Raw genomic sequence first — 18315 nt, forward strand, 5'->3', positions numbered from 1 at the left:
GCGTGGAATTGGATTTGAAAAGCATCAAGGGGGTGGCCATTTTCATGACCACCCCCTTGTTTTGTTACTGGTTCAGCTTAAACAGTTTTTAAAACGCTTAGCTAAAGACAACGGTCTTATTGCCGTGGATCAAAACGCGGTCCTCCAGATGCCAGCGCAGGCCTCGCGCCAATACGGCTTTTTCTACATCGCGCCCAAAGCGAACCAGGTCGGTTGGCGTATGGCAATGACTCACACGATGAATATCCTGCTCAATAATCGGCCCGGCATCCAATTCCTCCGTCACGTAGTGGCACGTCGCGCCAATTAGCTTTACGCCGCGCTCATAAGCCTGATGGTAAGGCTTGGCGCCAGCAAATGAAGGCAAGAAGCTGTGGTGAATATTAATTACCTGCCCAGCATAGCGCTCACACAACGACGGGGGCAGAATCTGCATATAGCGCGCCAATACAATACAGTCCGCTCGCGCGTTATCAATAAGTTCCTGCACCTGAGTAAACGACTCTTCCTTATTATTCGCGTCCACCGGCACATGGTGATAAGGAATACCGTACCACTCAGCGATTGAGCGCATGTCTTCGTGATTAGAAATCACACCGGCGATATCACAATCCAGCTCACCTGCCTGCCAACGGTAAAGTAAATCCACCAGGCAGTGAGACTCACGGGAGACCATGAGGATGACGCGCCGACGCTTTTGAGTATCCATTAGCGCCCACTGCATGGAAAACTCTTGAGCAATTGGCTCAAAGGCGCTGCGTAATGTTTCAACGGACATGCCAAGCGAATCGGCCAATATCTCATAACGCATAAAAAAGCGGCCCGTTTGCAAGTCAGAATGCTGACTGGCCTCGGTGATAGAGCCGCCTTGTTGAGCAATAAATCCAGACACACGGGCAACAATACCCACCTGATCGGGGCAGGAAACGACTAAACGGTAATAATGAGACATGTGAAGTACTCTTGACGACCTACGAAATACAAATGACAAACCACTATTGGCATCGTCTATTGGCATAGTGCAACGGCGCCGCAAACAGCGGCTAAATAGCGACGCCGTAAATAACGGCTGCCTAGTGTACCGGAACCCTATTAACGAAGCACCGTTATCTAATGTCGGGGGTCATTGTTAGCCGCCCCTGCCTTCCCGTATAGTTAAGGCATTACTTTTTAGGCTTTTCATAACCGATGCATCCACCACGCGTTCAACTTCGTCCTCGCCGCCGCCCGCCTCTGCGCCTACTGCCGCTGGGTGGGTGTGGTGAAATCGGCATGAATCTAACGCTGTATGGATACGACGATCACTGGATCGCGGTCGACTGCGGCATGATGATTCGCCAGGATTTGCCTAACTCGCCCCTTCAGGTACCTAACCTGGGCACCGCCGAGGCACTGAACATAACGCCCCAAGCGTTATTTATAACGCATGGACATGAAGATCACATTGGCGCGGTTGCCTGGTTATGGCCCAAGTGGAACTGCCCTATCTATGCCACCCCACTTGCGGCAGGCCTCTTACGCGCGAAATTCGCTGAACACCAGCTAAGTAGCGCCGCGATTAAGATCATCGAGCCGGGCGAAGCAATGGAAACGGCGCCCTTTTCGGTGCGCTATTTGCCGGTTACCCATTCGATCCCTGAAAGCTGCGCGCTGGTCATCGTGACGGGCGATTACCGCATAATGCACACAGGGGATTGGAAGCTGGACCCAGAGCCGCTGATTGGCACGCCCATTAACGCGGCGCACTTTCGAGCGCTTGCCCCGATTGATTTAGTAGTAGGTGATTCAACCAATGCCCCTCTGCCTGGCCACTCCAGCAGTGAAGGCGATGTGGCTAAAGCGCTGGCTAAAAGCCTGAAGGAATGCAAGGGCCGCGTCGTGGTCTCCTGTTTTGCAAGCAACCTGGCACGCGTACTGGCCATTGGCCGGGCGGCTCATCAATGCGGCCGTCGGGTCAGTTTGATGGGGCGATCCATGGAGCGCATGGTGAGCATTGCACGCGGGCTTGGCTACATGGATGACTTCCCAGCGCTTGTCCCCCCCCATGATTTGGGCTATTTGCCCCCCGATGAAGTGGTGATTATCGCCACAGGTAGCCAAGGTGAGCCTCGTGCAGCACTGCAACGACTCGCCCAAGGGCGCCATCCGTTTATTGACCTTGAGCCTGGCGATAACGTCATTTTTTCTGCCAAAGCTATCCCCGGCAATGAGCGCCCCATTGAGCAGCTCAAAAAACGCTTGGTCCAACTTGGGGTCACGATCTTTGATGAGGTTAATCATCCAGAGCTGCACGCCACAGGCCACCCTGCGCAAGAAGAACTCATCACATTCTACCAGTGGATCAGGCCCAAATATTTGATCCCCGTGCACGGCGAAGCGCGCCACCAGCAGGCCCACCAAGCTATTGCAGACTCCTTGGGCATCAGCGCACCTTTAGCACCCGTTAATGGCGACATGATCGTTATGGACCACTTGGGGCTGCGCTGCGAAGCCCGCCATCCTCAACCGCCCTGTATCGTTAATCAAAATAGCGTTGTACCGCATCCGGGCCTGGAGGCCACCAAAACCACGACGCGCCGAGGCAGTTTATTTCTCGCCCTGCCTGTCGCGGCCAGCGATACCGGATGGTGGCGCATCGGTCGCTTGATGCTGGATAGCAGCAGCGCCAGCCCGCTCGACGAAGATAGCTTTAGCGAATGGCTGGACAATCAGTTGGAGGAGATTAAAGCGGATACGCTGGCTGATTTGCGCCTTGCGCTACAGCCACGCTTGATTCATTGGTTGGCGGACCACATGCAGCACATGCCCGAGGTCCACTTACAAATAATGGCCGCGGAAGCGCCTCTATAAACGCAACGAGGCGTAACCGAATCCTGTAGAACGCTGTGCACTCGCCAGGCGGGTACTGCAATAGCCTTATGACCAGCGCTCGGCATCTTGCCAATCGGTAGCGCGCTCTTTCACCCAATACTCACCCTTGGTGGAATGCTCCTTTTTCCAGAACGGCGCTTGGGTTTTTAAAAAATCCATAATAAAGTCACACGCTTCAAATGCTTCGCGCCGGTGAGCGCTCGCCACCAGCACCCTAACGATGGGATCCCCCGGCGCCAGGTAGCCCACCCGATGAACAATATAAACCGCTTGAAGCGCCCAACGCTGCCACGCCTGTTCGCCTATCTGCTCCAGCGTACGCTCTGTCATGCCGGGGTAATGTTCCAGGGTAAGCCCGGTGACATCAGGCGACTCGTTAAAGTCCCGAACCAACCCTGTAAAACTGACAACCGCCCCAATATCGGTTCGCTGGGCGAGCGTTGACGCATAGCCATCGCCTAATGAAAAAGGCGCTGACTGGACTCGGACCTGGATATTCATCGTTTAGCCCCCTGTCACGGGTGGAAAAAAGGCGACTTCATCCTCGTCAGTAATCCGTGCGCTATCGTTGGCCATCACCTGATTAATCGCACACAGCGTCCGTTGGTCGGTGAGCACGCTAAATCGTGTATCACGCTGGCTCAGCGCAGCCTTCAAACCCGCAATATCACGGCTCGGCACCTGGTCCAGATCAAGCACCGTATCACTCACACCGACACGTTCACGCAGCTCGGCTAAAAACTTCACCCGAACACAGGGCGAGGCGCAGCGTTCGCCTAATGTCACTTCGCCTGCCGTCCCCTCCCCCGTCACAATAGGGGCTTGCGGGCGAGCACTGCGCTGATAATCGCCACGTACGCCACCGCGTTTGCTTTCAAGCTGAACAGCGTCGATACACATATCCTTATCGACGGCTTTACACATATCGTAGAGCGTTAAACACGCGACCGACACCGCGGTAAGCGCCTCCATCTCAACACCCGTACGCCCATTTAATCGACACAGTGCCGTCACGTGGACACAGCCCTGCGCAGGGTCGATATCAAATTCAATGGAGACTTTGGAAAGCGCCAACGAATGACATAAGGGGATTAATTCATGGGTACGCTTCGCGGCCTGAATACCGGCAATACGGGCCGTTGCAATGACATCGCCCTTGGGTAACTCGCCATCACTTAGCAGCTTCAGCGTTTCTGGCTGCATTAAAATCCGCCCCGAGGCGACGGCCTCACGACGTGTTTCGTGCTTATCACCCACATCGACCATATTAGCTTCACCACGCGTATTGAGGTGGGTTAGCTGCATGTTTATCACCTATGTTTTAAAAATGTGCCATTGGGTTGAGTACTAGCCCACGTACGCACCCAGTGAGTAATTGCATCGATATCATTAAGGTTTAGCGGGGTAATCCGGGGGTCAAGCTCAACCGGTGGTTGATCATCAAGTGCCACCGCCTGAATCGTCGCATCATGAAGAATAGACGGCTCTCCAATTCCCTTACGATACAGTACGAGCTTGGGAATGGGCCATGCTTTGAATCCTTCGACGATAACAAGGTCTGGCTCATGGTAAGCCATCATCGCCAGCAACGCTGCAAGGTCTGGCTCATCCTGACCCGGCGTTTCCTGCATTAGCGCAAAGCGTTCCCGTGAGGCGACCAGCATCGGTGCCGCCCCGGCGCTACGCAGCTCATAGCTATCTTTACCGGGTTTATCCACTTCAAAACTGTGATGGGCATGCTTTATGACAGCTACCTTTAGCCCTGCCTGGCGCAACCGTGGCAGCAACTGCGTTAGTAGCGTCGTTTTTCCCGTTCCACTCCAAGCGACAACGCCGAGTACGGGAAATGCAGTGGCTACATTACTTACCATATACATGTCTCCTTCCCTGGTAATGAATCCTGATAAGGACGAGGGAGCTGTTACTCCCCTTCGCGCTCACGAGGCAATAGCCAATTCAGTACGATACCTACGAGAGCCGCCAAGCTTACGCCCTGCAGGGTAAATTGACCTCCCCCAAATTGCATGCCGCCAATACCAAACACTAAAATCAACGACACCACCACCAGATTGCGTGGCGCGGTTAGCGACTGACCCGCACGTACTAGCGTATTCATTCCGACGACAGCAATCGAGCCAAACAGCAGCGTCATAATGCCGCCCATTACCGGACCTGGAATCGTTTGCAACAGTGCACCCAGCTTGGAAATAAAGGCCAGCAGAATGGCGATAATCGCCGCGACAATCATATAAACAGGGTTAAACGCCCGCGTCAGTGTTACGGCACCGGTTACTTCGGAATACGTCGTGTTGGGTGGGCCGCCAAACAGTGCCGCCGCCATAGTCGCCAAACCATCGCCCAGCAATGTACGGTGCAGGCCCGGTTTTTCGAGATAATTTTTACGCGTTACCGAACCAATCGCTACCATATCTCCGATATGCTCAACCGCAGGCGCAATGGCCACAGGAATCATGAATAAAATAGCCGCCCAATGAAAGCTAGGCGCCGTAAAATTGGGTATTCCAAGCCAGGCCGCTTCATGTACCGGTGTAAAATCGACAACCCCCATCACCAGGGAGAGTGCGTAACCGGTAACAATCCCCCCCATAATGGGGATCAAACGCAGCAGGCCACGCCCAAATACCGCTAATACCAGCGTCACCAGCAGGCTGGCCATGGATAAAAAGATCGCTTGACCATAGCTGATATTGTCGCTGGTTTCCCCGGTTGCCATGCTAACGGCCACCGGCGCTAACGCCAGGCCAATCACCATGATGACCGGGCCAACCACCACCGCCGGCAACAAACGATTTAGCCAACCGATACCGCGTACGCGTATGATCTGGGAAATAACGACATACACAAGACCGGCTACCATTAAACCGCCAAGCGTCGCGGAAACACCGAAACTGGCAATAGACCCTTGGATAGGCGCGATAAACGCAAACGAGGACGCCAAAAATACCGGCACCGACTGCTTGGTAACCGCATGAAATATTAACGTTCCCGCACCGGCAGTAAAAAGTGCAACACTTGGATCCAGGCCCGTTAACAGTGGAACCAGTACCAACGCGCCAAATGCGACAAACAGCATTTGTGCTCCGGTCAGCAGTACCTTCGGCCAAGACTCGGACCGGCTGCCAGCATTACTCATCACTCAACTCCCAGGAATCAATTTATATCGAAAAGGCAAAAAAATGCCCCCAACGCGAAGCGTAAGGGGCACCGTTAGGAAAAACGCTTAACGCGTTCCAAATATCTTATCGCCGGCATCTCCCAATCCCGGCACGATATAACTATTCTCATCGAGTCGATCGTCTACCGAGGCCGTATAAATTTCCACGTCTGGGTAAGCATCCTGCACACGCTTGATGCCTTCGGGAGCAGCGACAAGAACAATGATCTTCATATGCTCACAGCCCCGCTCACGCAGCATGTCCAGTGTGGCGATCATGGAACCACCGGTTGCCAACATCGGGTCAATCACCAGCGCCATACGCTCTTCAATATCGTTAGCGAATTTCGCAAAATACGGCACAGGCTGCAGCGTTTCTTCATCGCGATAAAGGCCGACAACGCTGACGCGCGCACTGGGAATCAAATCCGTAACGCCTTCCAACATGCCTAAACCAGCCCGCAGAATGGGCACAACCGTTACTTTTTTACCTTTAAGTCGGCGCGTGGCGATAGGCTCGCCGTTCCAACCTTGAATTTCGTGATCCTCAAGCTCTAGGCCTTTCGTGGCCTCGTAAGTCAAGAGCTTGGCCACTTCACCTGCCAGTTCACGAAAGCTCTTGGTGCTCAAATCAACTTCGCGCATCAGTCCCAGCTTATGTTGAACAAGCGGATGGTTAATGGCGTAGACACTCATGGGGCTTCCTCACTGCAGTGTGATATCAGGATAACGACTCAGGCCGCATCTTCAGGCATACAAAATTGCGCGCATTCTACCTGCATCTGTCCATCAGGTTAAGCGCTTTCGGGCAGTTGCCATTCAACGGGCGAACGTCCTTGCCCCACCAGGAACTGGTTCGCTTGAGAAAACTGGTGATTGCCAAAAAAGCCCCGATGGGCAGACAGCGGCGAAGGATGGGGCGACTCCAGCACTAAATGGCGCCGCTGATCAATCAGCGCTTTTTTCTGGCGCGCATGACTACCCCATAACAAAAACACGCACGGCGGAGCATGCTGACTTACCGTTTCGATTGCTCGATCGGTAAACGGCTCCCAACCTTTGCCGCGATGCGACGCGGCATTGCCTTGCTCAACGGTTAACGCCGTGTTTAACAGCAAAACGCCTTGTTTGGCCCAGCTAACCAGGCTGCCATGCGGCACCGGTTTAACGCCCACATCGTTTGCCAGTTCTTTATAAATATTGGCAAGCGACGGGGGGATTTTCACCCCCGGCTGAACAGAAAAGCTTAACCCATGCGCTTGACGGGGGCCGTGGTACGGGTCCTGACCTAGAATAACGACTTTCACCTCTTCCAATGGCGTCAGTTCAAACGCACGAAACCAATCAGAAGAGTGAGGGTAAATAACCTTTTTAGCCGCTTTTTCCTGAGCCAAGAACTGTTTCAACGCCTTCATATAGTCGGCTTGAAATTCATCACCGAGCCACCGGCCCCAGTCGTTCGTTAATGGATTAGTCATAAGTCCTTTTAACTTGATCAACGAGAGGCTCAACATAGGCAACTCCCATATCCCAAGGGAATTGAATCCAGCACTGCTGAGCCACTTCAGTGAGATATTGGTCAACCAAAGGGCGCCCTTCTGGCTTGGCATAGATAGTGACAAAATGCGCTTTAGGCATCATTTCACGTACCGCACGCGCGGTTTTACCGGTATCCACCAGATCATCGACCAACAGCCAACCTTCGCCATCATGGTCAACGCCCTTCATGATATTCAGACCGCCCTGATCCATATGGTCATAGCTTTTAATACAGATCGTATCAATCAGGCGCACGTTAAGCTCACGTGCAATAAGTGCCGCTGGGATTAACCCGCCACGGGTAATCGCCACAATACCCTTGAAGTCCCGCTCCATCATTTGGTGGCAAAGCTGACGCACATCTCGGTGCAGCTGGTCCCAGGAAATAATGAAGTGTTGGTGATAGCGTTCGCTGCTCATGAGAGGCGTTACTCGTCTTCGTTGAAAGAACATACCGCGAATACGCTGAAGCCAGCATCGCGAATTTTCTGAGAACCGCCCAACTCGGGTAGGTCAATAATAGTGGCGGTTTCTACGACATGCCCGCCAGAACGCTGAATAAGGTTGGCGGCGGCCAGCATAGTGCCACCGGTGGCAATCAGGTCATCCATCAGCAGGATCCGGTCACCTTCCTGAAAAGCGTCAGAATGTAGTTCTACTTCCGAATGACCGTATTCCAGCTTGTAGGTTTCACTGATCGTTTTAAAAGGCAGTTTGCCTTTTTTGCGAACCGGTACAAAGCTACAACCTAGCTCATAGGCGAGCGGTGCACCGATAATGAAACCACGCGCATCAATCGCGGCGATGGCATCCAGGTTCATTTCCTGATAGCGATGCACGAAACTATCAATTAGTTTGCGAAACGCCGCACTGTTTTGTAATAACGGAGTGATATCACGAAAGTTCACCCCCTGCTCAGGCCAATCAGGAACGGTGCGAATAACCGACTTAATGTAGTCACCGTAGATGCTCATCGCGTCTCTCATAGATTAATAATAAATAGCCTGGGTAATTAACCCAGGAATAGAAACTTCGCTGCAAACAGCAAGGCCAGAATCACGACAGCAGGATTCAGGTCGCTAAACCGGCCTGAAAGCGTTTTAATTCCTACAAAGCTAATAAAGCCCAAGGCAATACCGTCAGCAATTGAAAACGTCAGCGGCATTGCCAATGCTGCAATTAATACCGGAGCAGCATCGGTTGGGTCTTCCCAGTTCGCATGGGATAAACTGCCCGCCATGAGTACCGCAACGTACAGCAGCGCACCGGCAGTGGCATAAGCCGGGATAGAGCCTGCTAACGGCGCAAAGAAAAGACTGATTAAAAACAGTACACCGACCACGACGGCTGTTAGGCCTGTTCGCCCACCCGATGCAATGCCCGCCGTTGATTCGATATAGCTCGTGGTGGTTGAGGTACCGAGTGCCGCGCCTGCCATCGATGCTGTGCTATCGGCCATCATGGCGCGCCCGATACGAGGCAGTTTGCCATCCTTGTCGAGTAGATTACCCCGATGAGCAACCCCTACCAGCGTGCCGGATGTATCGAACAGATCAACAAACAGGAACGCAAAAATAACGCTGAGCATCGCCACATCAAGGGCGCCCACCAGATCCATCGCCATAAAGGTAGGCGCGATAGAGGGCGGCATCGACATCACACCGTTGTATGCATTATGGTCCAACAGCATCGAAATGAGAGTAATGCCCAGGATGCCAATTAATACCGCGCCCTTGACCCGCAGGTACGCCAACGCGGTAATCACAAAAAAGCCCAGCAATGAATAAAGAGCCGCTGGCTGTGAAAGATCTCCCATCGCGACCAGAGTCGCCGGATTAGCCACCACAATACCTGCGTTTTTAAGCGCAATCATGGCCAGAAAAAGCCCTATCCCTGCCGCAATCCCTAAGCGTAGCGAGAGTGGTATCGAGTTGATAATCCACTCACGGACTTTAAAAACACTCAGTACGAAGAATATCAAACCCGAGAAGAAGACCGCACCAAGCGCGGCTTCCCAGGTATATCCCATACCTAGCACCACGCCGTAAGTGAAGAAGGCGTTAAGCCCCATCCCCGGTGCTTGCGCAATGGGGTAATTAGCCCAAATCCCCATCACGAAGCAGCCAATCGCTGCCGCCACGCACGTCGCGACAAAGACGGCACCGTAATCCATACCCGCTTCCGACAGGATGCTAGGGTTTACGAAAATGATATAAGCCATCGTCAGGAACGTTGTGATCCCGGCGACCACCTCTGTTTTCACATTCGTATTTAGCTCAGTGAGCTTGAAATACTTATCCAGAAGTTTCATGTATGTTTTATCCTTCGCGCAAACGCAGTATGCGTCCCCTTGGAGCGAGAAAAGCCGCACATATTACCGAAAGCTCCCGCGCGATGCGAGTACCTAACGCACAGCCGGTTTAAGCGGAGCCACCTCCACTGACACTAACGCTAGCAATCTTCAGGCCATCAGCGAACCAGCAGGTCAGCCAACCACCCGCTGCTTTCTTATAATCGTTTAGCCAGCACGCGCTCGACCGTTTCGACAATCACCTGTGTTTGCGGATCAATTTCAATATTGACCTTATCGCCAGGCAGACGCTCTTTGAGCATGGTGCGTGAGAGCGTTTCGGGTATCAGATTCACACTGAACTCAATGCCACTATTATCTGCCGCGCGACGCACATCTCCGACCGTCAAACTGATGCCATCAACACCGATATACCCCTTTTCAAACACAAAGCGGCCAACCGTGTCGGGTAGAGAAAACCAAAGCCGACGGTTATTGGGAGCTTCTTCTATCGCGACGACGCCGGCCATACAGATAATATGGCCGGACATCGAGTGCCCCCCAATCTCGTCACCAAACCGTGCAGCACGCTCTATATTGACGCGCCCACCCGGTTCAAGTGCACCAAGATTAGTCAAGCGCAGGGTTTCTCGCATCAAATCAAAGCTAACGTTATCGCCTTCAATAGCAGTAACTGTTAAACACACGCCGTTATGGGCCACTGACGCACCAATTTCCAACCCCTCACGCATTTCGAGTGGCAATGCCACTACATGGGTTCGAAACGCGTCAAGTTCATGCACCTCTACTATACTTGCGGTGCCCTGTACGATGCCGGTAAACATAATCCACCCTTACTATGTCGCTGTGAAAGCGCCTATTCAAACACGAAATCAACCCGGCGCAAGTTTATCCGTGAGAAGTTAACAATGCGCACACCGCACCCGGGAAAGTATGATGAGCAGCATGCGTGACGCTAATCAAATGCCTTGATGGACGCAAAGCAAAGTGCAGTACGCCTAAAAACGTTTAAAAACGCACGACTGCGCCTAATTAAGCGGCCACACGCGTAAAGCAGCCGGTTTCAATTGACAAAGAGGAAGGGGCTGCTTAGACTTTCGGCCCATGTAATGGCGCCGATTTGTACCCATATTGCGGGCGCCCACCAAGCCACAGGTTTGGTGAAGTGCAGCTAAAAGGGTGTGTCCAGCGTTGATGGCCACCCGAAAGGGTGGCCTTTTTTTTATTCCTCGCCCTACGCTTGCTCCCTTGCACTCCGTCTTTGGCCTCCTATTAAGGCAGACGCTATGATTGAACTTAGCAACGTCAGTAAAACTTATGGCAGCGGCAATAACGCCGTTCACGCCTTGAAAGATGTTAATTTGCACGTACCTAGAGGCGCTATTCACGGCGTTATCGGCCTATCCGGCGCTGGGAAATCCACGCTAATCCGTTGCGTTAACTTACTTGAGCGGCCAACCAGTGGCAGCGTGACCGTGGATGGCCAAGAGATGACTCGCTTAAACGGCGGCGCCCTAAACCAGGCACGTCACCGCATTGGCATGATTTTCCAGCACTTCAACTTGCTTACTACGCGGAACGTGTTTGATAACGTTGCTCTGCCGCTTGAACTGATGGGTGAAAAACGTAGCGCCATTCAACACCGCGTACTTCCGCTACTGGAAATGGTCGGGCTGGCGGACAAAGCCAAACAGTATCCCGCGCAGCTCTCGGGTGGCCAAAAGCAGCGTGTTGCTATCGCCCGCGCTCTGGCCAGCCAACCCAATGTGCTGCTGTGTGATGAAGCAACATCGGCATTAGATCCACAAACTACCGGCTCTATTCTTGAGTTGCTGCGTGATATTAATCACCAGTTGGGTATCACCATTTTGTTGATTACCCATGAAATGGAAGTGGTTAAGTCAATTTGCCACCGCGTAAGCCTTATTTCCAACGGCACACTAGTGGAAGACGCAGAAGTCGGCGACTTTTTCACGGCCCCCAGCACTCAGCTTGGCCGCGAGTTTTTGAACGATTTTCTCCAGCTTAGCCCCCCTAAAGAGCTGATCGAACGCTTAAGCGATACGCCAGGAGAGACCACTCACCCCGTCGTACGCCTAACGTTTTCTGGCGATGCCGTCTCAACACCGCTTATCTCCCGCCTGGCCCGCGAGTGCAATGTGGATGTCAGCATTTTACAGGCCAAAGTCGAGTCCATTCAGGACCGCACCTTAGGGCTTATGATTGCAGAACTGCTTGGCACGACAGAGCAGACGCAACAGGCAATGGATTATCTTCAGTCTCACCAGTTAGAAGTCGAGGTACTTGGTTATGTCCAGCGCAATGTTTGACCTTATTTTACAGGCCACGCTGGATACGCTGTATATGGTGGCCATCTCTGGCGTCATTTCGACACTGCTCGGCCTACCATTAGGCGTATTGTTGTACGCGACACGGCCAAGGCAAATTCTAGCCCAGCCAGTGCTTAATCAGGTATTGAGCATTATTACTAATATTGGCCGCTCGATTCCTTTCATTATTTTGATGGTAGCCATCATCCCGTTCACACGTATGCTGGTAGGTACGTCGATAGGCATCAACGCCGCATCAGTTCCCCTAACCATTGCGGCCATCCCTTTTGTGGCGCGTCTGATAGAGGGCGCACTCAATGAGGTGTCGCCGGGCCTGGTAGAATCTGCTCAGTCCATGGGCGCAACCCCGTGGCAGATTATTCGCAAGGTACTTGTACCAGAGGCACGGGGCGGCATCATTACAGGCTTAACCATTACGCTGGTAACGCTAGTCAGTTACTCCGCTATGGCGGGTGCGGTAGGTGGCGGCGGCCTGGGGGACCTGGGCATCCGTTATGGATACAACCGTTTTAACCCCACTATTATGCTGATTACCGTGATTATTTTGGTGGTCATGGTGCAAGGCTTTCAAAGCCTGGGCGACTATCTGGTGCGCAAAAGTGATCGTAAATAGTGATCGCAATTGGCTATGCTCTCTTATAACAAAAAAACATTAGAATTATTTTTCTTATTCCAATATTATTAAAAAATGACGATACAACGCATTAGGAGACTTATCATGCAAAAACTAATAATTGGTAGCCTGACAGCCTTGGCACTGGCCGTTAACGTTGCAAACGCAGAAACCCGCACGCTGAAAATGGGTACCGTTGCTGGCCCCGAAACTGAAGTCATGGAAGTGGCGGCGCGGATTGCCAAAGAAGAGTACGACCTTAATGTCGAAATTATCGAATTTACCGACTACGTAACGCCCAACGTTGCGCTGGCCGACGGTAGCCTTGATGCCAACGCCTACCAGCACGCCCCTTACTTGAATGCCATGGTTAGCGATCGCGGCTATGACCTTGCCGTTGCAGGCTATACCTTTGTTTATCCGATCGGTGCTTATTCAGAAAAATTCGATAGCATTGAAGATCTGCCCGACGGCGCGCAGATTGCACTGCCCAACGACCCTTCCAATGAAGGTCGTGCGTTGATTTTGATGCATAACGAAGGCCTGATCACACTGAACGACCCGGAGTATCTGGAAGCGACGCCGATCGATATCGCCGAGAATCCGCGCAACTTCCGCTTCCGTGAAATTGAAGCTGCCCAGTTGCCCCGTGTATTGCGCGATGTCGACATGGCGTTTATCAACAACACGTTCGCCCAACCAGCTGGTTTGAAGCTTGACGATGCCCTGATCAAAGAAGGGCCTGAGTCTCCCTACGTGAACCTTATTGCCGTACGCGGCGGTGACGAAGAGCGTGAAGATATTCGCCAACTAGTGGATGCCTATCAGCGCGACGAAGTAGCAGCCAAAGCTGAAGAGCTGTTTAAAGGCGCTGCCGTGCCGGGCTGGACTGAATAACCCCTTCAGCAAGCACCTCATCAGGCCGACCTTAGTGTCGGCCTGATGCGTTTATGATGAGATAATGATGCCAACCATTAATTACGCGCTACTCAACCGCCAGCTCGAAGCCCTGCTTGATACACGCGACTGGCTTACCAACAGCGCTCAAATGTGCGCGTTTATTCAGCAGGAAGTACCTGACCTAAACTGGGTGGGGTTTTATCTTCAGCGTCAACCCGAGATCCTGGGGCTAGGGCCTTTTCAGGGCAAGCCCGCCTGCCACCCCATCCCTTTTAGCAAAGGCGTATGCGGAGCCGCAGCGCGTCAGCAGCAAACACAGCGGGTCGATGATGTACACGCCGTCGCAGACCATATTGCCTGCGATGCCGACTCACGCTCCGAGCTGGTCATTCCCATCGTGATAGAAGGCTTTCTATGGGGCGTTCTAGACCTGGACAGCCCACTACCTGCGCGCTTTACCGCAGACGATCAGGCAGGAATCGAAGCGCTAATAGCGACTTTTCAGCGCCAAACAGATCTACCGACCCGCTAGTGATAAGCATGTAGATGAATGGTGCAGTAAGCGCGAAAAATAACGTCGCTCATGGATAGCTCAGAGCGGCGGCGCGCTTTTCTTAGCGTTTGGTTGAATATTTCTTCTGCCTTATAGCGGCTCAACCCTAGCTCTTGAGCCGTATGAAAATACTCATCAAGCTCCACACTCTCACTATTATCGCTCACTAGCGGCGGTTTATTTGCAGATTTACGGCCTAACTTTAAGCCACCAAAAACTGAGGCCCAACGGGGCAATAAATTAAGATACATATCTTCATCCTTGAATCATGTTCATGGAGAGAGTTGTTCATCACAGCGCGAATTCCCGCATAGCGCCATGCCAATAGCTATACACATATTGTACTTTATGAAGCATGACGTTATCGTGACAGGCATCATCTCACGCCAAAAGACACAGCGTACCAAGCCCCCTGATCTCCGGGCGTTACACCCGACAAGGTAAGCTGTGTCTGAATAGCAATGCTGCGCGCAATAAACGTGCACGGCATGAGAACGACGCTAAACAAAAAAACCCCGTGCTTTAAAAAGCACGGGGCTAACATATTTGGTAGGACCAGGCGGATTTGAACCGCCGACCTCCACGATGTCAACGTGGCGCTCTAACCAACTGAGCTATGGTCCTAAATAGAAAAGGTTGCGATGATGGTAGGACCAGGCGGATTTGAACCGCCGACCTCCACGATGTCAACGTGGCGCTCTAACCAACTGAGCTATGGTCCTGTCGTGCAACGGATGCGTATTCTACTTATTTATCACTGCATTGCAAGCTAATTTTTTCTTTCTGAACAACCCACTCACGCCCTATCTCGCTATAAAATCGCTACGTAAGTGAGTATTTAAATTTTCAGCGTTTTAAACCGTCCACCCCTCTTTCTAAAGCAGGAAACCCATAATGCTCGCCCCTCTCCTTACCCCCCTCCTTGCGTGCATAGCGTTAATACCACTGCTTGCAACACTGATTGCACGCATCCCTCTTCGCTGGTGGTGGATCCGCTGCTTTGAATTCCCTCGCGTTCAAATAGCAACTCTGTCGCTGCTTTGTGGGGTATCCGCTCTCGTCTTTCTATCGCCTGGCAATTGGCGTACCGCGATTTGGGTTATCGTTCTCATCACCGTCACTTTACAAAGCCAATATATCTTGCCTTGGACTCGGCTATGGCCAGTGGACGTTAAAAACGCATCCAAGCAGTCTTCCAGCAAACAGCACATTACGCTTTTAATTGCCAATGTGCTGACGCCTAATCGGCACACGGAAGGATTATTGGGGATGATCCAGCAACACCAGCCGGATATCATTTTAACCCTTGAGTCAGATCAGTGGTGGCAGGATAAGCTCGACCCCGTGCTAGCAGAACGCTGGAAATATAACGTTAAAGTGCCTTTAGATAACTTGTACGGCATGCATCTTTATTCGCGCTTGCCACTAAAAGACACCTCCGTTAAATGGCTAATTCAGGAGGATATCCCTTCCATTCATACTCAGGTGCAGCTTGAAAGCGGCGATTATATTCGCCTATATGCCGTCCACCCTCGCCCACCTGCACCATCAGAAAGCGAAAAGTCGTTATGGCGTGATGCCGAACTTTTATGGGTGGGCCAAGAGGTGCACCAAACGCCCCAGCCTACCCTGGTGGCTGGCGATCTGAATGACGTCGCCTGGTCACGTACCACTCGACTATTTTGCAGGGTTAGCGGCATGCTTGACCCTAGGCGCGGACGGGGCATGTTTAGTACCTTCCACGCCAAGAACCCCTTATTACGCTGGCCTCTTGATCACATTTTTGTAACCAACCACTTCACCCTGGTCAACATGCAGCGCCTTGATGCCTTTGGGTCTGACCACTTTCCTATTCTCGCCACCCTATGCTATCAGCCCTCTCGCCAAAATGAGCAGGAGCGACCCGAAGCAGACAGCGAAGAGCATCAACAAGCCAGCGAAACGATTCAAAAAGGCAAAACCGAGAAGCAACTAACCTGATCGACGGGTTACTCCGGAACGCCTCCCTGGGTCAATACGCCTGGATCCAAAAGGCGTTCCAGTGTTTTACGATCCAGATCCGTCTCTTCCTCAGCAACATCAATGATAGGCCTACCTGCCTGGTAGGCTTTTTTAGCCACTGCCGCCGCGGCATTATAGCCAATCACGCTATTAAGCGCGGTCACCAGAATCGGATTTCGAGCCAAGGGGACTTGCAAGTTATCTTCTCGCACCTTGAACGTTGCAATTGCTCTATCCGCCAGTAACCGTGACGTATTACTCATTAGCGTAATCGCCGTGAGCAAATTCGTTGCCACCAGTGGCAGCATGACGTTCAACTGAAAATTACCGCTCTGGCCTGCCACGGTAATGGCGGCATCCAACCCAATCACCTGGGCTGACGCCTGCGCTGCCGACTCAGGAATCACAGGATTAACTTTGCCCGGCATGATGGAACTACCCGGCTGAAGCGCCTCAAGCTCAATTTCGCCGAGCCCAGCCAAGGGGCCTGAGTTCATCCAGCGTAAGTCGTTGGCAATCTTCATAATGACGCACGCGAGGCCTTTTAACTGCCCGGATAGTTCAACGGCGGCATCCTGAGATGAAAGACTAGCAAAAAAACTATCGTTGGGTGCAAAATTAAGCCCGGTTTGCTCGCTTAGCTCTTTGGCTACCTGCTCAGCGAATCCCTCAGGTGCATTAATACCCGTACCAACCGCTGTCCCACCCTGCGCCAAGCGGCATAGCCTGCTCATCGCGCTGTCGAATCGCTCAATAGCCTGCCCTAATTGACTCGACCAGGCCCCGAGCTCCTGGTCCATGCGTAACGGCATCGCATCCATTAAATGGGTGCGTCCCGTTTTGACAACATCTTTTAGCTCCTCGGCACGCTGATCAATACAGGTCTTTAAATGCTCAAGTGCTGGCTTGAGAGACTCATTAACCGCAATCGCTGCTGACACATGTATGGCGGTTGGGATAACGTCATTACTTGATTGCCCCATATTCACGTGATCATTAGGCGTCACATCGACACCTTCACGACTTGCCAAGGTAGCCAATACTTCATTCACGTTCATATTGGTAGAAGTGCCCGAGCCCGTTTGAAAAATGTCGATCGGGAACTGGTCGTCGTGCTGCCCGTTAATTACAGCCTGTGCTGCGTTTTGAATAGCCTTGGCTCTAGCATCATCCAACAGGCCCAACTGCTGGTTAGCCCGCGCTGCAGCCAGCTTTATCCGCGCTACGGAATGGATAAACGCGGGGGGCATAGGGGTGTGAGACACCGGAAAATTATTAATGGCCCGCTGCGTTTGAGCGCCATAAAGCGCGGAAGAAGGCACTTCAAGTTCACCCATGCTATCGCGCTCGATACGAGTATCCATATGATTCTCTCCTTTGAGTGGTAATCAACCTTATCTACAAGCGATCACGTGGGCAAATCCCTTCTCAACCGCTGCCGTTATTCAAACTAGACGCTCCAACCGGGCAGGTAAACCGTCATGTCCCATCATGCTCACATAAAGCCTGCCCCTCCATATTGCAGCGCACAAAAACGACTGCTATGCTGCACTGCAGAAACGCTAAACGAATGGCATTTTATTGTTCAGGCAGGAGTTTCATAATGAATACATTCAACACAAATGAAATGAACCAGCAGTTTGATAACGTCTTTATGGCCCCTGCACGCGCTTATGCTGCGCTAACGATTGATTATGCCGAAAAGATGCTGAACGCTCAGGTGGAGGCAAGCCAGGCTTATGCTGATACGGGCATTCACCAATTGCGCCAGCTAACCAGCGTTAAAGATCCGCAAGGGTTGCGTAATTATATGGAAGGCCAACAGCAGGTTGTTAAGCAGCTAGCAGAACGCGTGAAAGGCGATGCCGATAAAGTGGTTTCACTTCAGCAAGATTATTTCAAGAAAAGCCAAAAGCTTACCGAAGAAAACGTGAAACAAGCACAGGCTGCTGCTGGCAAGATGCGTCAAACTGCCTAATTTTTAAGTTCTGAACAATTAAT

The 18315-nt window shown here is 52.1% G+C and carries 20 protein-coding genes and 2 tRNA genes; 7 read left to right on the plus strand and 15 right to left on the minus strand.

What is annotated here, in order from left to right:
* Nucleotides 1-97: 97 nt before the first annotated feature.
* Nucleotides 98-952 (minus strand): formyltetrahydrofolate deformylase, encoded by an 855-nt coding sequence (purU, locus tag ACT3RQ_RS07850; RefSeq protein WP_444680274.1) that lies wholly within the window; start codon nucleotides 950-952, stop codon nucleotides 98-100.
* Between the two features lie 320 nt (nucleotides 953-1272).
* On the opposite strand from purU, the gene ACT3RQ_RS07855 reads away from it, so the two are divergent.
* Nucleotides 1273-2850, plus strand: coding sequence for a ribonuclease J (locus ACT3RQ_RS07855; protein ID WP_444680342.1), 1578 nt, complete (start codon nucleotides 1273-1275; stop codon nucleotides 2848-2850).
* A 66-nt stretch (nucleotides 2851-2916) separates the two neighbouring features.
* Here ACT3RQ_RS07855 and moaE read toward each other — a convergent pair whose 3' ends face one another.
* The 10 genes from moaE to ACT3RQ_RS07905 form a co-directional block, all read right to left on the minus strand.
* Entirely contained in the window at nucleotides 2917-3372 is a 456-nt protein-coding gene (gene moaE, locus ACT3RQ_RS07860) for a molybdopterin synthase catalytic subunit MoaE (protein WP_172118440.1), read from the minus strand.
* A 3-nt stretch (nucleotides 3373-3375) separates the two neighbouring features.
* Nucleotides 3376-4176, minus strand: coding sequence for a cyclic pyranopterin monophosphate synthase MoaC (gene moaC / locus ACT3RQ_RS07865; RefSeq protein ID WP_172118439.1), 801 nt, complete (start codon nucleotides 4174-4176; stop codon nucleotides 3376-3378).
* 5 nt (nucleotides 4177-4181) lie between these two features.
* Nucleotides 4182-4742, minus strand: a complete 561-nt coding sequence (mobB, locus tag ACT3RQ_RS07870; RefSeq protein WP_172118438.1) for a molybdopterin-guanine dinucleotide biosynthesis protein B — start codon at nucleotides 4740-4742, stop codon at nucleotides 4182-4184.
* A gap of 50 nt (nucleotides 4743-4792) precedes the next feature.
* Nucleotides 4793-6025 carry a uracil-xanthine permease family protein gene (locus ACT3RQ_RS07875; protein WP_444621890.1) on the minus strand — a complete coding sequence of 411 codons (1233 nt, stop codon included), beginning with the start codon at nucleotides 6023-6025 and terminating at the stop codon, nucleotides 4793-4795.
* A gap of 87 nt (nucleotides 6026-6112) precedes the next feature.
* Complete coding sequence (upp, locus tag ACT3RQ_RS07880; RefSeq protein WP_087107382.1) at nucleotides 6113-6742, minus strand: uracil phosphoribosyltransferase; 630 nt, start codon at nucleotides 6740-6742, stop codon at nucleotides 6113-6115.
* Nucleotides 6743-6840: 98 nt separating this feature from the next.
* Entirely contained in the window at nucleotides 6841-7524 is a 684-nt protein-coding gene (gene ung, locus ACT3RQ_RS07885; protein ID WP_193054653.1) for a uracil-DNA glycosylase, read from the minus strand.
* Nucleotides 7517-8005: a xanthine phosphoribosyltransferase gene (gene gpt / locus ACT3RQ_RS07890; protein ID WP_087107385.1), complete on the minus strand. Its 489-nt coding sequence runs from the start codon at nucleotides 8003-8005 to the stop codon at nucleotides 7517-7519. The genes ung and gpt overlap by 8 nt, the downstream gene beginning before the upstream one ends.
* 8 nt (nucleotides 8006-8013) lie before the next feature.
* On the minus strand, nucleotides 8014-8559 hold the full coding sequence (locus ACT3RQ_RS07895; RefSeq protein WP_172118434.1) for an adenine phosphoribosyltransferase: 546 nt from the start codon (nucleotides 8557-8559) through the stop codon (nucleotides 8014-8016).
* Nucleotides 8560-8597: 38 nt separating this feature from the next.
* Nucleotides 8598-9896: an NCS2 family permease gene (locus ACT3RQ_RS07900; RefSeq protein WP_444621889.1), complete on the minus strand. Its 1299-nt coding sequence runs from the start codon at nucleotides 9894-9896 to the stop codon at nucleotides 8598-8600.
* A gap of 197 nt (nucleotides 9897-10093) precedes the next feature.
* Complete coding sequence (locus tag ACT3RQ_RS07905; protein WP_444621888.1) at nucleotides 10094-10720, minus strand: riboflavin synthase subunit alpha; 627 nt, start codon at nucleotides 10718-10720, stop codon at nucleotides 10094-10096.
* Nucleotides 10721-11182: 462 nt separating this feature from the next.
* On the opposite strand from ACT3RQ_RS07905, the gene ACT3RQ_RS07910 reads away from it, so the two are divergent.
* The 4 genes from ACT3RQ_RS07910 to ACT3RQ_RS07925 all read left to right on the plus strand — a co-directional run bounded on the left by ACT3RQ_RS07910 (nucleotide 11183) and on the right by ACT3RQ_RS07925 (nucleotide 14292).
* Nucleotides 11183-12226 (plus strand): methionine ABC transporter ATP-binding protein, encoded by a 1044-nt coding sequence (locus ACT3RQ_RS07910; RefSeq protein WP_444621887.1) that lies wholly within the window; start codon nucleotides 11183-11185, stop codon nucleotides 12224-12226.
* Nucleotides 12207-12860 carry a methionine ABC transporter permease gene (locus ACT3RQ_RS07915; protein ID WP_087107396.1) on the plus strand — a complete coding sequence of 218 codons (654 nt, stop codon included), beginning with the start codon at nucleotides 12207-12209 and terminating at the stop codon, nucleotides 12858-12860. Before ACT3RQ_RS07910 ends, ACT3RQ_RS07915 begins: the two co-directional genes overlap by 20 nt.
* Nucleotides 12861-12965: 105 nt before the next feature.
* On the plus strand, nucleotides 12966-13757 hold the full coding sequence (locus ACT3RQ_RS07920) for a MetQ/NlpA family ABC transporter substrate-binding protein (protein WP_172118430.1): 792 nt from the start codon (nucleotides 12966-12968) through the stop codon (nucleotides 13755-13757).
* A 67-nt stretch (nucleotides 13758-13824) separates the two neighbouring features.
* On the plus strand, nucleotides 13825-14292 hold the full coding sequence (locus ACT3RQ_RS07925) for a GAF domain-containing protein (protein ID WP_444628744.1): 468 nt from the start codon (nucleotides 13825-13827) through the stop codon (nucleotides 14290-14292).
* Here the strand turns inward: ACT3RQ_RS07925 and ACT3RQ_RS07930 are convergent.
* The 3 genes from ACT3RQ_RS07930 to ACT3RQ_RS07940 all read right to left on the minus strand — a co-directional run bounded on the left by ACT3RQ_RS07930 (nucleotide 14289) and on the right by ACT3RQ_RS07940 (nucleotide 15035).
* Nucleotides 14289-14564, minus strand: a complete 276-nt coding sequence (locus ACT3RQ_RS07930) for a hypothetical protein (protein ID WP_193057209.1) — start codon at nucleotides 14562-14564, stop codon at nucleotides 14289-14291. The genes ACT3RQ_RS07925 and ACT3RQ_RS07930 overlap by 4 nt on opposite strands.
* 296 nt (nucleotides 14565-14860) lie before the next feature.
* Nucleotides 14861-14937, minus strand: a tRNA-Val gene (locus ACT3RQ_RS07935).
* A gap of 21 nt (nucleotides 14938-14958) precedes the next feature.
* Nucleotides 14959-15035 (minus strand) — tRNA-Val (locus ACT3RQ_RS07940).
* A gap of 172 nt (nucleotides 15036-15207) precedes the next feature.
* Between ACT3RQ_RS07940 and ACT3RQ_RS07945 the strand changes: the two genes are divergently transcribed.
* A complete protein-coding gene (locus tag ACT3RQ_RS07945) occupies nucleotides 15208-16293 on the plus strand; it encodes an endonuclease/exonuclease/phosphatase family protein (protein ID WP_444621886.1) in 1086 nt (361 codons plus the stop codon).
* 8 nt (nucleotides 16294-16301) lie between these two features.
* Here ACT3RQ_RS07945 and ACT3RQ_RS07950 read toward each other — a convergent pair whose 3' ends face one another.
* The gene (locus tag ACT3RQ_RS07950) at nucleotides 16302-17678 is read right to left on the minus strand and encodes a class II fumarate hydratase (RefSeq protein WP_441679132.1); all 1377 of its coding nucleotides are present in this window, start codon (nucleotides 17676-17678) and stop codon (nucleotides 16302-16304) included.
* 239 nt (nucleotides 17679-17917) lie between these two features.
* Between ACT3RQ_RS07950 and ACT3RQ_RS07955 the strand changes: the two genes are divergently transcribed.
* Nucleotides 17918-18292, plus strand: a complete 375-nt coding sequence (locus tag ACT3RQ_RS07955) for a phasin family protein (protein WP_444621907.1) — start codon at nucleotides 17918-17920, stop codon at nucleotides 18290-18292.
* Nucleotides 18293-18315 lie beyond the last annotated feature (23 nt).

Source organism: Halomonas sp. AOP43-D1-4, from assembly GCF_052446175.1.
Classification (GTDB): Bacteria; Pseudomonadota; Gammaproteobacteria; order Pseudomonadales; family Halomonadaceae; genus Vreelandella; species Vreelandella citrativorans.